At 62.0% G+C, this 15379-nt stretch carries 16 protein-coding genes; 11 read left to right on the forward strand and 5 right to left on the reverse strand.

The window, feature by feature from the left end; translation table 11 throughout:
- Nucleotides 1-15: 15 nt before the first annotated feature.
- Together EJ066_RS21085 and EJ066_RS21090 are read left to right on the forward strand one after the other, a co-directional pair.
- A complete protein-coding gene (locus EJ066_RS21085) occupies nt 16-1662 on the forward strand; it encodes a glycosyltransferase family 39 protein (protein WP_245454953.1) in 1647 nt (548 codons plus the stop codon).
- A 15-nt stretch (nt 1663-1677) separates the two neighbouring features.
- A complete protein-coding gene (locus EJ066_RS21090; protein ID WP_126041302.1) occupies nt 1678-2544 on the forward strand; it encodes a phosphatase PAP2 family protein in 867 nt (288 codons plus the stop codon).
- Between the two features lie 6 nt (nt 2545-2550).
- Here EJ066_RS21090 and EJ066_RS21095 read toward each other — a convergent pair whose 3' ends face one another.
- Entirely contained in the window at nt 2551-3219 is a 669-nt protein-coding gene (locus EJ066_RS21095; protein ID WP_126041304.1) for an FMN-binding negative transcriptional regulator, read from the reverse strand.
- Nucleotides 3220-3232: 13 nt separating this feature from the next.
- Nucleotides 3233-3907 carry an alpha/beta hydrolase gene (locus EJ066_RS21100; RefSeq protein WP_027154148.1) on the reverse strand — a complete coding sequence of 225 codons (675 nt, stop codon included), beginning with the start codon at nt 3905-3907 and terminating at the stop codon, nt 3233-3235.
- 261 nt (nt 3908-4168) lie between these two features.
- On the opposite strand from EJ066_RS21100, the gene EJ066_RS21105 reads away from it, so the two are divergent.
- The 6 genes from EJ066_RS21105 to EJ066_RS21130 all read left to right on the forward strand — a co-directional run bounded on the left by EJ066_RS21105 (nt 4169) and on the right by EJ066_RS21130 (nt 10943).
- On the forward strand, nt 4169-5347 hold the full coding sequence (locus tag EJ066_RS21105; RefSeq protein ID WP_126041306.1) for a cysteine desulfurase family protein: 1179 nt from the start codon (nt 4169-4171) through the stop codon (nt 5345-5347).
- A gap of 243 nt (nt 5348-5590) precedes the next feature.
- Nucleotides 5591-7108 carry a Fe-S cluster assembly protein SufB gene (gene sufB, locus EJ066_RS21110; protein ID WP_126041308.1) on the forward strand — a complete coding sequence of 506 codons (1518 nt, stop codon included), beginning with the start codon at nt 5591-5593 and terminating at the stop codon, nt 7106-7108.
- Nucleotides 7109-7154: 46 nt separating this feature from the next.
- On the forward strand, nt 7155-7910 hold the full coding sequence (gene sufC, locus EJ066_RS21115; protein ID WP_126041310.1) for a Fe-S cluster assembly ATPase SufC: 756 nt from the start codon (nt 7155-7157) through the stop codon (nt 7908-7910).
- 19 nt (nt 7911-7929) lie between these two features.
- The gene (gene sufD / locus EJ066_RS21120; RefSeq protein WP_126041312.1) at nt 7930-9198 is read left to right on the forward strand and encodes a Fe-S cluster assembly protein SufD; all 1269 of its coding nucleotides are present in this window, start codon (nt 7930-7932) and stop codon (nt 9196-9198) included.
- 105 nt (nt 9199-9303) lie between these two features.
- A complete protein-coding gene (locus EJ066_RS21125; protein ID WP_126041314.1) occupies nt 9304-10545 on the forward strand; it encodes a cysteine desulfurase in 1242 nt (413 codons plus the stop codon).
- Between the two features lie 5 nt (nt 10546-10550).
- Nucleotides 10551-10943, forward strand: coding sequence for an SUF system Fe-S cluster assembly protein (locus EJ066_RS21130; protein WP_126041316.1), 393 nt, complete (start codon nt 10551-10553; stop codon nt 10941-10943).
- Between the two features lie 2 nt (nt 10944-10945).
- On the opposite strand, the gene EJ066_RS21135 is transcribed toward EJ066_RS21130, so the two are convergent.
- The gene (locus EJ066_RS21135; protein WP_126041318.1) at nt 10946-11467 is read right to left on the reverse strand and encodes an STM3941 family protein; all 522 of its coding nucleotides are present in this window, start codon (nt 11465-11467) and stop codon (nt 10946-10948) included.
- 132 nt (nt 11468-11599) lie between these two features.
- Between EJ066_RS21135 and sufA the strand changes: the two genes are divergently transcribed.
- Nucleotides 11600-11980, forward strand: coding sequence for a Fe-S cluster assembly scaffold SufA (gene sufA / locus EJ066_RS21140; RefSeq protein WP_126041320.1), 381 nt, complete (start codon nt 11600-11602; stop codon nt 11978-11980).
- Nucleotides 11981-12000: 20 nt separating this feature from the next.
- On the opposite strand, the gene EJ066_RS21145 is transcribed toward sufA, so the two are convergent.
- On the reverse strand, nt 12001-12498 hold the full coding sequence (locus EJ066_RS21145) for a GFA family protein (RefSeq protein ID WP_126041322.1): 498 nt from the start codon (nt 12496-12498) through the stop codon (nt 12001-12003).
- Between the two features lie 91 nt (nt 12499-12589).
- Here EJ066_RS21145 and EJ066_RS21150 point away from each other — a divergent pair, with 91 nt between their 5' ends.
- Complete coding sequence (locus EJ066_RS21150; RefSeq protein ID WP_126041324.1) at nt 12590-12913, forward strand: TfoX/Sxy family protein; 324 nt, start codon at nt 12590-12592, stop codon at nt 12911-12913.
- Nucleotides 12914-12938: 25 nt separating this feature from the next.
- Here the strand turns inward: EJ066_RS21150 and EJ066_RS21155 are convergent, their stop codons facing one another.
- On the reverse strand, nt 12939-13871 hold the full coding sequence (locus EJ066_RS21155) for a carbohydrate kinase family protein (RefSeq protein ID WP_126041326.1): 933 nt from the start codon (nt 13869-13871) through the stop codon (nt 12939-12941).
- 281 nt (nt 13872-14152) lie between these two features.
- On the opposite strand from EJ066_RS21155, the gene recA reads away from it, so the two are divergent.
- Entirely contained in the window at nt 14153-15250 is a 1098-nt protein-coding gene (gene recA / locus EJ066_RS21160) for a recombinase RecA (RefSeq protein ID WP_027028105.1), read from the forward strand.
- Nucleotides 15251-15379 lie beyond the last annotated feature (129 nt).

The following is a 15379-nucleotide window of genomic DNA, read 5'->3' on the forward strand; positions in this document are numbered from 1 at the left end:
CGGGACGAGGCTGACGTGGCGGGCAGGACCTATTTTTTTCTCTTCCTGTTCAGCCTGCTGCTGACGGTTTCGGGGCTGTCGGCCATGCCGCCGCTCGACCGCGATGAGCCGCGCTTCATGCAGGCCACCAAGCAGATGGTCGAGACCGGCGACTATGTCGACATTCGCTTCCAGGCGGGCTCCCGCTACCAGAAGCCGATCGGAATCTACTGGCTGCAATCCGTGGCCGTGGCGCTGAGCGGCGAGGGGCCTGCGGCACCGGTCTGGGTGTATCGGCTCGTCTCGGCCCTTGGCATCGCCATCGCCGTTGTGGCGACGGCCTGGACAGGTGCCAATCTTTTCGGCGCCAGCGCCGGTCTGGCCGCCGGCCTGGTCATGGCCGCGATCTTCGCGACAGCTTTCGAAGGGCGTGACGCCAAGACCGACGCGGTCTTGCTAGCCTGTTGCATCGCGGCGCAAGGCGCGCTGGCGCAGATCTATGCGGCCTCGCGCCGGGACGAAGCCGTCGCCGGCCATTTGCCATGGATCTTCTGGGCAGCCCAGGGCGCGGCAATTCTCATCAAGGGCCCGATCGCGCCGCTCTTGTCGGCGCTCACGGTCGCCGTGCTGTTCGCGTTCGAGCGGGACTGGCGCTGGCTGTCGAAGCTGAAGGCGGGGCGTGGCCTGGCTCTCGCGTTGCTGATCGTGCTGCCCTGGCTCGTCCTCATCACCTGGAAAAGCGGCGGCACTTTCCTGCAGCAAGCCGTCGGCAAGGATATGCTCGGCAAGGTCGCGCAAGGCCAGGAATCCCATGGGCTACCGCCCGGCTTCTATGTGCTGACCTATTCGCTGTTCATGTGGCCTTTTGGCCTGATCGCGGTCGGTGCCGGGCTCCAGGCCCTTAACCGGCTGCGCGACGATCCCCGGCTCCGTTTCTGCCTTGCCTGGTACATCCCGTTCTGGCTTTTGTTCGAGTTGATCCCGACAAAACTGCCGCACTACGTCTTGCCGGCCTATCCCGGCATGGCTCTGATGGTCGGCTGGCTTTTGACCTTGAAGCCGGAGAAGGCGAATGCGCCGCTCCAGCGCTGGCAGAAATGGTTGTGGTGGGCGACCGCCTTTGGTCTCGCTTTGGTCACAACGGGCCTTGCGGTGCTCTGCATCGCCGCGCCGCTCTATTTTACCGGAGCGTTCTCATGGTGGAGCATTCCGGCAGCCCTTGCAGCGCTCGGGGCCGGCTATCTCGGCTTTTCCCGCCAGCTGCAAGTGCCGCTCGGCCGCATCGGGGCAATCGCGATCTGTGCGGGCATTGCCTATGCTTTGCTGTTCGGTGTCATCGCCCCGTCATGGAAGCCGATTTGGATGAGCCGCGAGATAGAGGCTGCGCTTCGCGCCAATCGACCTTGCGAAACGACGGTGCTCGCCTCCGCCGGGTATCACGAACCGAGCCTGGTATTTCTGGTGGGCACAAAAACGATATTGACCAATGTCGAAGGTACTGCGCAACATCTGCTTGCCGATCCCGCCTGCGCGCTGGCGCTGGCACCGGTCGGCGAAGAAAAGAGGCTGGACGGCCTGCTGGTGGGGCAGGGCAGGTCGGCGAACCGCGTCGCTCGGATCGATGGCGTCAATTATTCGTCGGGGGAGAATATGTCGCTTGGTCTATACCGGATCGCCGACTGACTTCAGTGGTTTGCCATGAGCATTGATCGCAGGGCTTCGGTTCTTGAGTTGCTTCGAAAGCTGCCGGCTCGGTCGGTGGGCAATCTCCAGCAAACTGTGGCGATCGCTCGTTCCCGGTTTGCGAGGCGACCGGCCAATTATTCCAGGATTCCGTGGCCGGCCCTGGTAGCCGCCTATCTGCTGCTGACGGTTGCCGTCATGGTTTTCGTGGACGGCGTTTTCGTCAGCTGGCGGGCTCATTTGCCGAGCGGGCTCGTGGCGTTTGCCAAGGCTTTCACCAATTTCGGGTTGGGCGGCTGGTTTCTCATCCCGTCCTTGTTGCTGTTCGTGCCGGTCAACCTGCTGGACTGGCAAGCCCTTTCAAGGCGTTGGCGTATGGTTGCGTACAACTGGACCTGCTTCGCCTTCTTCGTGGTGAGCGCGATCGGATTGTCAGGGCTGACGGTAACGGTCCTGAAGTACGCCTTCGGCCGGGGGCGGCCAGCCTTGGACATAGGGTTGTTCTCGTTCCATCCATTGAAGTTCGACCCGTATTTCGCCAGTTTTCCCTCAGGCCATGCCGCGAACATGGGCGCGGCCGCGGCAATGGTGATGCTTCTTTTCCCATCGTGGGGGAAATATGTTGTTTTGCCCATCACCGTCTGGATAGCGGTGACGCGGATTGTGGTCGGCGCGCACTTTCCCAGCGATACGATCGCGGGCTTCGGCCTCGGCGTGGGCTGCACCGTCGTTACGGCGCTGATCTTCGCCCGGCTCGGCTTCATCTTCCGCCACACGGCGGCAGGATTGCCGATCCGCAAGAAGACATTCAGGCTTCGCGCCACGTGGCGCAAGCCGGCAAGCCCGCCGCGGATGCTTTTCCCGGAGGCAACCAGTCCATGAGGGGCGCTACTTGCTATCCAGTCCGCCGTAGGATCGGACCAGCCGGATCATGTCAGGCGAGTTCGAGCCCTCGCTCTCGAGTCCCTCGGCGACACCGCTGCGGTCGGCGATGGGCCGGTTCTGGCTGACCTTCCACTTGCCTTGCATGTCCGTGATCTCGATTTCCAGCCCGACAATGCCCTTGATCTGCGACTGGATGAAGGTGGCTGGCGCGTCGGTCACCGCCCAGGGGGCTTCGCGAGCGCCTTCCTGAGACACCGTCAGGTCGGAAATTTGCTGGGCCAGCCAGTCCTGGTCCTCGATCACCCTGGCAGTGCCGCGCACCTGGACGATAGCGTAATTCCAGGTCGGCACGACCTTCCCGGTCTGGCGCTTGGTCTCGTACCAGGACGGCGTCACATAGGCATCGGTGCCCTGGAAGACGACCAGCACGGGCGACGCCGGGCTGTCGGCCAGCAGGCGCCACTGCGGGTTGGCCCTCGCCAGATGAGCGCGCAGCCTGCCGTTCGGCGGTGCCTCTGCGTTGAGCGGGGAGGGGGCGTCGAGCAGGAACGGGATCGCGTTCGCGACCGGCCCCTCGGCTCCATTTGAAATCAGCAGGCCTAGCGGATGCGTCCGGATCAGCCCGTGCAGGACGTCCTGCCGCGTTTCCTGGAAATGAGGGGGCTGGTACATTGCCGTGCGCCGACTATCTCAACCGTTTTGGCCGCGGGTCGGACAACTCGCCGGCCAGACGGCGGTCGAGATAGTCCGCGCATTCCTGGAGCAAGAGATCCGCATCATTGGAGAAGAAATGGTTGGCGCCGGGCAAGGTCTTCTGGGTGATGGTGATGCCCTTTTGCGTGTGCAGCTTGTCGACCAGCCCCTGCACGTCCTTTGGCGGCGCGACCTTGTCGGCGTCGCCATGGATGATGAGGCCCGACGACGGGCAGGGCGCCAGGAAAGAGAAATCATAGGTGTTGGGCTGCGGCGCGATCGAGATGAAGCCTTCGATCTCCGGCCGGCGCATCAGAAGCTGCATGCCGATCCACGAGCCGAACGAATAGCCGGCGACCCAGCAGCTCTTGGAATCCGGATGCAGCGACTGCACCCAGTCAAGTGCAGCGGCCGCATCCGACAATTCGCCGGTGCCGTGGTCGAATTCGCCCTGGCTGCGGCCGATGCCGCGGAAATTGAAACGAAGCGTGGTGAAATCCCGCTTCTGGAACATATAGAAGAGGTCGTAGACGATCTTGTTGTTCATCGTGCCGCCGAACTGGGGGTGCGGGTGCAGGATGATGGCAATCGGCGCGCTCTTTTCCTTGGAAGGCTGGTAGCGACCCTCCAGGCGGCCGGCCGGACCGGTGAAAATGACCTCAGGCATAAAATACTCCAATTGGCATATGAATGCGCGGCGCCCGGAACAACTCTTCCTCTGGCCCCCAGTCTTCCCCAAGGCCTTGACGCAGGGCGAGCGTCTTCTTAGAAGCTAGTTTAGAATTGTTCAAAACTGGGTGGCCAAAAATGTCATGGCTCGGCCACCCGCGCCGCAAGTCGCGTAAATAGGACGGCTGGCCTAGGAATTTCAAGGAAATAACGCGCTATCCTCGCGGAATGGCTGTTGAAGGGACCGATCGAAACGAAAATGGCCGGAAGACGCGCCTATCTCGACTACAATGCCAGCGCGCCGCTGCTTGCCACGGCGCGCGCGGCAATGATCGCTGCGCTCGATGCCACCGCCAATCCGTCGTCGGTCCATGCCGAGGGGCGCGCCGCGCGGCGGCTGATCGAGAATGCGAGGCGCGATGTCGCGGCGCTGGCCAACGCTAAACCCGAGCATGTCGTGTTCACTTCCGGTGCGACGGAAGCCGCCTCGACGCTGCTGACGCCGGATTGGCAGATGGGGCGCGGCGCTGTCCGTATGAGTCGGGTCTATGTGTGCGAAGCCGATCATCCTTGTGTGCTGAATGGCGGGCGATTTCTGGCAGCCCAGGTGATGCGCATCGGCGTCGACGCCGACGGCGTCGTCAGGCTGGACGCCTTGGCGGCGGCACTCGCCGCGCATGACAAGGTGGACGGCCTGCCGCTGGTGGCGATCCATGCCGCCAACAACGAGACCGGCGTCGTCCAGCCCGTCGAACGCATCGCCGAAATCGTCAAGGCGGCGGGCGGCATCCTGATTATCGACGCCGTCCAGGCAGCCGGCCGCATTCCGCTCGATATGTCAGCAGGTTACGCCGATTACCTGATTCTGTCTTCGCACAAGATCGGCGGTCCCAAGGGCGTTGGCGCCGTCGTCGCTGCCTCCGACCTGATGATGCCAAGGCCCTTGATCGCCGGCGGTGGCCAGGAAAAGGGTCATCGTGGCGGCACCGAAAACCCGGCCGCGATCGCCGGTTTTAGCGCAGCGGCGCGGGAAGCCCTGATCGGGTTGAAGAGCATCGATGCGGTCGCTCGCCACCGCGACGAGATCGAGGCCATCGTGAAAACGCTGGTGCCGGATGCGGAAATCTTTGGAACCAGCGTGCCGAGGCTTGCCAATACGACATTCTTCGCTATTGCGGGCATCAAGGCCGAGACGGCGCAGATCGCCTTCGATCTGGCCGGCGTGGCGCTGTCGGCCGGATCCGCCTGTTCGTCGGGCAAGGTCGGTCCGAGCCATGTGCTGAAAGCCATGGGGCATAGTGACAGCCTTGGCGCTTTGCGCGTGTCCATCGGCCACGCAACGAGCGCTGAGGACATCGAACTGTTCCGCGCCGCGCTGGCGGGTATTGCCTCGCGGCAAGCCGGTAAGGAAAGGGCGGGCAGGGAAGAAGCCGCCTGAGCGCGGCAGGAGCATCGAACCGAAAAGTGTGAAGCGGTTTTCGGAAAATTCGATGCTCGAAGAAAAATGAACCAGGCCGTCCGGCCTGGTAGAGCTGTGCGTTTCATGGTGGCCGGGTGAATTTCCGGTGGGAACGCACTATATGAAACTTACGCCGCCTCGATTGCCTCACGGGCAGTCGTTTCGCGGTGCCATAGTTTGAAAACTGCCGGGCCTTGACCCCGGCGTGGATGGAGAACGCCTATGCCTGCTGTGCAGGAGACGATCGATCGGGTTCGAAAGATCGACGTCGATCAGTATAAATTTGGATTCCAGACCGAAATCGCGATGGACAAGGCCCCTAAGGGCCTGAGCGAAGACATCATCCGCTTCATTTCGGCGAAGAAGAACGAGCCGTCCTGGATGCTGGAATGGCGGCTGGGGGCCTACCGGCGCTGGCTGACGCTGGAGGCGCCGACCTGGGCGCGCGTCCACTATCCGAAGATCGATTTCCAGGACATCCATTATTACGCGGCGCCCAAGAGCACGCCCGGACCGACCTCGCTCAGCGACGTCGATCCCGAGTTGCTGAAAGTCTACGAAAAGCTCGGCATTCCGCTGAAGGAACAGGAAATCCTCGCCGGCGTGCAGAAGACCGATGTATCGGAATTCGAAGAAGCCAGCGACAATGTCTATAAGTCGGGCCGCGTCGCTGTCGATGCGGTGTTCGATTCGGTATCCGTCGTCACCACTTTCAAGAAGGAGCTGGCGCAGGCCGGCGTCATCTTCTGCTCGATCTCGGAAGCGATCCGCGAGCATCCGGAATTGGTGCAGAAATATCTTGGTTCTGTCGTGCCGACCTCCGACAATTTCTACGCCACGCTGAATTCGGCGGTGTTCACCGACGGCTCCTTCGTCTTCGTGCCCAAGGGCGTGCGCTGCCCGATGGAACTGTCGACCTATTTCCGCATGAACGAGAAGAACACCGGCCAGTTCGAGCGCACGCTGATCATCGCCGAGGAAGGGGCCTACGTGTCCTATCTCGAAGGCTGCACGGCGCCGCAGCGCGACGAGAACCAGCTTCACGCCGCGGTGGTCGAACTGGTCGCGCTCGACGATGCCGAGATCAAATATTCGACCGTCCAGAACTGGTACCCCGGCGACGCCGAGGGCAAGGGCGGCATCTACAATTTCGTCACCAAGCGCGGCGACTGCCGTGGCGATCGTTCGAAGATTTCGTGGACGCAGGTCGAGACTGGCTCGGCGATCACCTGGAAATATCCGAGCTGCATCCTGCGCGGCGACGATTCCAGCGGCGAGTTCTATTCGATCGCCGTGTCGAACGGCTACCAGCAGGTCGACAGCGGCACCAAGATGATCCATCTCGGCAAGAACACGTCGAGCCGCATCATCTCCAAGGGCATTGCCGCCGGCTTCTCGCAGAACACCTATCGCGGCCAGGTCTCGGCGCACCGCAAGGCGACCAACGCCCGCAACTTCACCAACTGCGACTCGCTGCTGATCGGCGACCAGTGCGGCGCGCACACCGTGCCCTACATGGAAGCCAAGAACGCGACGGCGCAGTTCGAGCATGAGGCGACGACGTCGAAGATTTCCGAGGACCAGAAGTTCTACGTCATGCAGCGCGGCATCCCGGAAGAAGAGGCGATCGCGCTGATCGTCAACGGCTTCGTCAAGGACGTCATCCAGCAACTGCCGATGGAATTCGCCGTCGAGGCGCAGAAGCTGATCGGGATCAGCCTCGAGGGCTCGGTCGGCTGACCGGACAAAAATTTTCAGGCCGGACAAAATATTCAGGAAAGAAAAAATGCTTGAAATCAAGAACCTGCATGCCCGCATCGTCGACGACGGCACCGAGATCATCCGCGGCCTCAACCTGACGGTGCAAGCCGGCGAGGTCGCCGCCATCATGGGTCCGAACGGCTCCGGCAAATCGACGCTGTCCTACATCCTCGCCGGTCGCGAGGACTATGAGGTGACCGAAGGCGACATCCTCTACAACGGCCAGTCGATCCTCGAAATGGATCCGGCCGAGCGCGCGACCGCGGGCATTTTCCTCGCCTTCCAGTACCCGATGGAGATACCGGGCGTCGCCACCATGGAATTCCTGAAAGTGGCGATGAACGAGCAGCGTAAGGCGCGCGGCGAGGAACCGCTGAAGATCCCGGAATTCCTGAAGCGCGTAAAGGACGCTGCCGGATCGCTCAACATGGACATGGCGATGCTGAAGCGGCCGCTCAATGTCGGCTTTTCCGGCGGCGAGAAGAAGCGCGCCGAGATCCTGCAGATGAAGCTGCTCGAACCGAAGCTCTGCGTGCTCGACGAGACCGATTCAGGCCTCGACATCGATGCGCTGAAGATCGTCTCGGACGGCGTCAATGCGCTGCGCTCGCCAGACCGCGCCATCGTCGTCATCACCCACTATCAGCGCCTGCTCGAACACATCGTGCCGGACAGCGTGCACGTGCTTTACAGGGGCCAGGTCATCAAGTCCGGCGACAAGTCGCTGGCGCTCGACCTCGAGGCCAATGGCTATGCCGGCGTGATCGGCCAAGCCGCGTGAGATGCCAGAGGCGGAACTGATGAATATGCACACGATACCCCAGCGAACTCCGGCCGAAACGGCATTGATCGACGCCTTCGGCGACCGGCTGTCGCTGCTGCCCGGCGATGGCGCGGTGATGCTGAAGCGCGACGACGCCATCGAGGCGATCAAGGGCGGCCTGCCGACGCGGCGCATCGAGTCCTGGCATTATACCGACCTGCGCCGTCTGCTGACTTCGGTACCGGACTTCGATCCCGCGGCCGCTCCGAACGCGATTGCTCCTGTTGTCGAAGGGTCCGCTGTTCTGCCGGTGCTGAACGGCGTGTCGAGCGCGAAAATGCCCGATATCGAAGGCATCGCCGTGCAGCGCCTGTCGGACAAACTGACTGACGGCAGCATCGCGCCGGGCCTTGATCCCTATGGCGCCGACGACGCTATCGGCGCGCTGAACACAGCCTTCGTCGCTGACGGCTATTTTGTCGACATTGCCGACGGCACCGAACTGGACAAGCCGATCGAACTGCAGAACCTCCAATCCGGCGGCCAGACGCATGTGCGCCTGGGCGTCCGCGTCGGTGCCGGCGCCAAGGCTGTCATTGTCGAGCGCCAGACGGGCGAGGGCGCTGCACTCGTCAGCTCCGTCAGCCAGCTTCTGCTTGACGAGGGCGCAGACGTGACGTGGCTGATCGTGCAGGAGCAGCCGGATACGGCGACGCATCTCGCCCAGTTCAAGGCGTATCTCGGCAAGGATTCCAAACTGACGCTGTTCGTGATGAATGCAGGCGGCAAGCTGGTGCGCCAGGAGGTCGTGGTGAAGACCACCGGCGAAGGCGCCGACTTCACGCTGCGCGGCATCAACCTGCTCGCCGGCGACACTCATACGGATGTCACCATGGTGCTCGACCACACGGTGCCGCATACGGCGTCGACGGAAGTGATCCGCAACGTGGTGACCGGAAGGGCGCGCGGCGTCTTCCAGGGGCGCATTAACGTCCACCAATATGCGCAGAAGACCAACGCCAAGATGGCCTGCAACACGCTGCTTCTGTCTGACGATGGCGAGTTCTCGACCAAGCCTGAGCTCGAAATCTTCGCCGACGACGTCGTCTGCGGCCACGGCGCGACCGTCACCGAGATCGACCATAGCCACCTGTTCTACCTGATGGCGCGCGGCATCGACGAGAAGACCGCGCGTGGTCTTCTGGTCAAGGCTTTCGTCGCCGAGGTGATCGAGGAGCTGGACGGCGAGGCGATCGTCGAGGCGCTGGAAACGAGGCTCGACGGCTGGTTCGTCGCGCACGGGTGATGCGCTTAACCTTCTCCCTTGTGGGAGAGGGTGGATTGGCGCGAAGCGCCAAGACGGATGAGGGATGTTGGAAGGAACGCGGCGTAGAGCGGCAAGGACTTCGAAATGGACCAGAAAGTCGAAAACATTCCTTACGACGTCGAGGCGATCCGCCGCGACTTCCCGATCCTGTCGCGGGAAGTCTACGGCAAACCCCTGGTCTATCTCGACAATGGCGCCTCGGCGCAGAAGCCGCAGGTCGTGCTCGACGCCATCCAGCACGCTTATTCCCAGGAGTATGCCAACGTTCACCGCGGCCTGCATTTCCTGTCCAATGCCGCGACCGACGCCTATGAGAACGCGCGGAAGATAGTGCAGAGGTTCCTCAACGCGCCAAGCACCGACAACATCGTCTTCACCTCGAACACAACCGCGGCGATCAACACCGTCGCCTATGGCTTCGGCATGCCGAATATCGGCGAGGGCGACGAGATAGTCCTTTCGATCATGGAACACCATTCCAACATCGTGCCCTGGCATTTCATCCGTGAGCGGCAAGGCGCCAGGCTGGTCTGGGTGCCGGTCGACGATCTCGGCGTCTTTCATATCGAAGAGTTCGAGAAGCGGCTGACCGACCGCACAAAACTGGTCGCCATCACGCACATGTCGAACGCGCTGGGCACGGTGACGCCGATCAAGGAGATCGTGCGCATCGCGCATGCGAGAAACATTCCCGTGCTGGTCGACGGCAGCCAGAGCGCCGTGCATATGCCGATCGACGTGCAGGATCTCGACTGCGATTTCTTCGTCTTCACCGGCCACAAGGTCTACGGTCCCTCAGGCATCGGCGTGCTCTACGGCAAGAAGGAGATGCTGGAGCGCATGCGCCCGTTCATGGGCGGCGGCGAGATGATCGAGGAGGTGACGCAAGACATCGTCACCTACAACGATCCGCCGCACCGCTTCGAGGCCGGCACGCCGCCGATCGTGCAGGCGATCGGGCTGGGTGCAGCGCTCGAATACATGGAAAAGATCGGCCGCGAGCGCATCGCCGCCCACGAGGCCGATCTGAAGGATTATGCCCATGAGCGGCTGCGCGCCATCAATTCGCTGCGCATCTTCGGCGACGCGCCCGGCAAGGGCGCCATCATCTCCTTCGAATTGCAGGGCATTCATGCCCATGACGTCTCGATGGTGATAGATAGGCAAGGCGTTGCCGTACGCGCCGGCACGCATTGCGCCCAGCCGCTGTTGAAACGCTTCGGCGTAACGTCCACATGCAGGGCATCGTTCGGTATGTATAATACCAGGGCCGAAGTCGACGCTTTGGCCGATGCGCTGGAAAAAGCGCGAAAGTTCTTCGGGTGACGATCATGGATGATGCCAGCCATACCGCTGAGACCACCCCGGAAACGGCCGCTGATGAGGTGGTTTCCGCCTCGACCATTCCCGCCGACGAACTGGCGCGGCTGACCGACGACATCGTCTCGGCGCTGAAGACGGTCTACGATCCGGAAATCCCGGCCGACATCTACGAGCTTGGCCTCGTCTACAAGATCGACATCGAGGACGACCGCTCGGTCAAGATCGACATGACGCTGACCGCGCCCGGCTGCCCGGTGGCCGGCGAAATGCCCGGCTGGGTCGAGAATGCCGTCGGCGCCGTCGAAGGCGTCTCCGGCGTCGAGGTCAACATGACCTTCGATCCGCCGTGGTCGCCCGACCGCATGTCGGAAGAGGCGCAGGTGGCGGTGGGCTGGTATTGAACTTAGTCGACCTTGGCGCCATGGGCTTTGGCATAGGCTGTGATCGCTGAGAACAGCTCGTCAAATTTGACGTCGAGGTCTCTCGTGCCAATACACATCGCGTCTAACCCCATCGCTCTATTTGGCCCTCGACTCCAGCGCGCCATTTTGGTCAAAGAGGGGCTCTGCCAGACGCTCTCTAGGACTTCCACCAAAAGGAACTTTTGTCGCCGATAACTCCGCTCAGAAATGTGCTTCACCACGCTCCATGGAATGAACTCTGCTGACAGGCGGACGTCCCAAAAACCCTTAGGCGACAAAATTAGCGTTGGCCGTTTCAAATCGAAAAGACGCACCACAGCGATCACAAAAGTGCCGGTGAACGATATGGCCACTATCCAACCAAGAAATTGCTCGAAGCTACCTGGAGGGGCCCATCCAAGTTCAATGCCCAAAGTGGCCATCGCCACCGATAAAACAGCTAGCAGGCCGAGCCGAGCAGGAGATGACCGAAATTCAACTGTTCGATTGGTGTCAAGCGGCATTCAGCCTCCCGTCATACTTCGATTGTCGCCAACTGAAATTACATCCAAATTGGTTGCAGTGAGCAGAAAAGTTCACCATCTTAGGTGAGAATGATCCGCGGGCCTTGAACCCGCGCGAAAGTGGAGAATGACATGGGACGCTTTGCCGTCATCACGATGACCGAAAAGGCCGCCGACCGGGTGCGCGAGATCGTCGCGACGCGTGAAGGCGCGCATGGCATTCGCCTAGGCATCAAGAAGGGCGGCTGCGCCGGCATGGAATATACGGTCGATCTGGTGACCGAACCCAACACCAAGGACGACCATGTCGAGCGCGACGGCGCCCATGTCTACGTCGCGCCCGAGGCGGCGCTTTTCCTGTTCGGCACCGAGATGGATTTCGAGCAGACGACGCTACGCACCGGCTTCACCTTCCACAACCCCAACCAGAGCTCGGCCTGCGGCTGCGGCGAATCGGTTGAGCTCAAGCCGGCCGACCTGAAGGCTCTGGCCGAGGCCCGCGCGTCGGCCTGATTTTCCCTTCTCCTGTAGGCCTAATCCACCCACATTCCCGTTCGTTTGTGCCAGCTGGCGATCGAATCCTCGGGATAGAGGTCGAACGTCTTGTCATCCTCGCCGATCTCGGGCTCGACCCAGTTCGCCTTGTATTTCAGCATGAGGTGCACCTTGCTTGGCGGCTTCGGCAGGTCTGTGTCGATCGCCGAGGCGAAGGGATGGACCAGCTCCGGCCAGGTCGGGTCGTAGAGCCAGAGTGCCGATCCGCATTTCCTGCAGAAATTCCGCTCACCTGACGAGATCTCGCATTGCGGATGCTCGTCGTCCTCGATCTCGGCGCGGTAGACGCCGAGATTGCGCTTGCCGGTGATTTTCAGCGTATCGAAATTGGCGCCGAGATTGATGGCGAAGCCGCCGCCGCCCTGCTGCTTGCGGCAGATCGAGCAGTAGCAGAGCATGAACGGCACCGGCGTGTGGCTTTCCACCTCGAAGCGGACGGCATTGCACCGGCAGGACCCTTTGAGCAGAAGCGGCATGAAAGAACTCCGACGAATTGGCTTTTCAACTTGTCAGCATGGTTTTGGTTGCGGCGATGACAAGGGGAAATCCGGGTGACATGATCGCATCATGGACAATGAACGCATCGCCGAACTTTTCGAAGGCCTCGGCCCGGTCAGCATACGAAAGCTGTTCGGCGGCAAGGGCATCTATTTCGACGGCGTCATCGTGGCGATCGTGCTTCGCGGCGAGCTTTTGCTGAAGGCCGACGCGGAAAGCGCGCCGGAGTTCGAAGCGGCCGGATGTACGCAGTGGACCTATACCGGCTCGAGGCATGGCAAGCAGGTCGCCATGCCGTATTGGAGCACTCCCGACAGCGCTTTCGACGATCCGGATGAGATGGCGATCTGGGCACGCCGAGCCTATGAGGCGGGGCTGCGGGCCGGCAAATAGGCTGCCTCCGCTGGTCATCATCACCTCATGCCACGTCCTGCGGCTCGGGTATAAGGGCCAGCGCCTCGGCAAAACTCGCCGCCGCAAGGGCCGGCACAAATTCGGCACTTTCGATGGCAAGCATTGCCGCGGCAATGCCTTCGCGTAGCGCCGCCCTCAGCGTCAGGCTGCGAAGCAGAGCGGCAACCGTTGCGCCCGCCAGCGCATCGCCGGCGCCGTCCGCGACCTTTGTTGGCGGCAGGATCGAGAAGGCGCCGGCTTCGCCGAACCCCAGCACCGGACCGTTATCCGTTGTCACCACGCCGCTCTTCAGGCCCGCGCGCCTCAAGCCGTCGGCAATATCTTGCTCCCCGGCGCCGATATCGACACCGGCGAGCGCGATGGCCTCGGTCCGGCTCATGAAGACCAGCGCCAGGCTGCCGAGCACCGGCGTGAGCCGCGCCACCTTGGCCGGCGATGTGGCGAGGGCGAAGACCGGCTTGCCGGCGGCGAGCGCCACCAGCCGCTCGAGAGCTGCCGGCGGCAGGTTGGCGTCGCACAGGACCGCGTCGGCGGCTCGAACCGCCTCGCGCACCTTGGCACGGCGGATCTGCTTGGGAAGCGCCAGATCGTAGAGCGCCATGTCGGCAAGGCCGATGATCAATTCGCCGTTGCGGTCGACCAGCACCGTGTTGGTCGGCGTCGTACGATCGAGGAACACTGCCGAGAGATCGGCAATGCCGGCAGCAAGGATGGCGCGGGCGACCGTGTCGGCCAGAACATCGCCGCCGCGCACCGAAAGCAGCGAGCCGGAGACGCCGCGGCGCACCGCGCTGCGCAGCGCATTGAAGACGCTGCCGCCTACATTCTCGCGCATCGTGCCGGGGTTTGACGCCGCCGGCACGAAGGCATCCGAAAGCCGGCCGCGCCGGTCTATATAGGCGCCGCCTACGGCCAGGATTGTCGGCGATTTCATCATGCCGGCGAGATGACCTTTTGCTGATTGCCCCGGATAGAGACTAGGTTGTCCGACGGGACCCGGCAACCGAAGGCGCGATTCGGAAGTTGATAGCACCATCCCCTCAGTGGAAACGGGATTGCATCCGGGATCGAAAACCCGAAACAAAAAAAGAACAAATAAGGATATCGATTGTATTTCAGATATTTGACGCCCCTTGTCAAACGAGAACAAATAAGGTACAAATTAGGAAGGATAAACGGATGGTCCGGCCTTCATTGACGACCAAGGGGTGATGTATCATGGCTCAGAACACGTTGCGGCTTGTAGAGGACAAAGCAGTGGACAAATCAAAGGCTCTGGATGCGGCGCTGTCGCAAATCGAGCGTGCCTTCGGCAAGGGCTCGATCATGCGGCTCGGCGCAAACGAGCAGGTCGTCGAGATCGAAACGGTGCCGACGGGTTCGCTTGGCCTCGACATCGCGCTTGGCGTCGGCGGCCTGCCGCGCGGCCGCATCATCGAGATCTACGGGCCTGAAAGCTCAGGCAAGACGACGTTGGCGCTGCACACCGTGGCGGAAGCCCAGAAGAAGGGTGGCATCTGCGCCTTCGTCGATGCCGAGCACGCGCTCGATCCGGTCTATGCCCGCAAGCTCGGCGTCGATCTCGAAAACCTCTTGATCTCGCAGCCCGATACCGGCGAGCAGGCGCTGGAGATCTGCGACACGCTGGTGCGCTCCGGCGCCATCGACGTGCTGGTGGTGGATTCGGTCGCGGCGTTGACGCCGCGTGCCGAAATCGAGGGCGAAATGGGCGATTCGCTGCCCGGCCTGCAGGCCCGCCTGATGAGCCAGGCGCTGCGCAAGCTGACCGCCTCGATCTCGCGTTCCAACACCATGGTCATCTTCATCAACCAGATCCGCATGAAGATCGGCGTCATGTTCGGCTCGCCCGAGACCACGACCGGCGGCAACGCGCTGAAATTCTATGCTTCGGTGCGCCTCGACATTCGCCGCATCGGTTCGGTCAAGGACCGCGACGAGGTCGTCGGCAACCAGACCCGGGTCAAGGTGGTCAAGAACAAGTTGGCGCCGCCCTTCAAGGTGGTCGAGTTCGACATCATGTATGGCGAGGGCGTGTCCAAGACCGGCGAGCTGGTCGACCTCGGCGTCAAGGCCGGCGTGGTCGAAAAGTCGGGCGCCTGGTTTTCCTACAATTCGCAGCGCCTCGGCCAGGGTCGCGAGAATGCCAAGCTGTTTCTGCGTGACAATCCCGACACGGCGCGCGAGATCGAACTGGCGCTGCGGCAGAATGCCGGACTGATCGCCGAGAAATTCCTCGAAAATGGTGGCTCCGAAGGCGGAGACGATGGTTTCGAGGACGAAGCCGGCGCCATGTGAGGCTTCGGCGGTAGGTCGGAATCTGGCCATAATCCCGGTTCATTATCTATAGCTTATGTAATCGAGTTCTGTATCTTTGCGTTTCAAACCGCCGGCGCTAGCGCCGGCGGTTTGCGTTTCTGCGATGGC

Origin of the sequence: Mesorhizobium sp. M9A.F.Ca.ET.002.03.1.2 (assembly GCF_003952365.1) — a bacterium.
Lineage (GTDB): Bacteria > Pseudomonadota > Alphaproteobacteria > Rhizobiales > Rhizobiaceae > Mesorhizobium.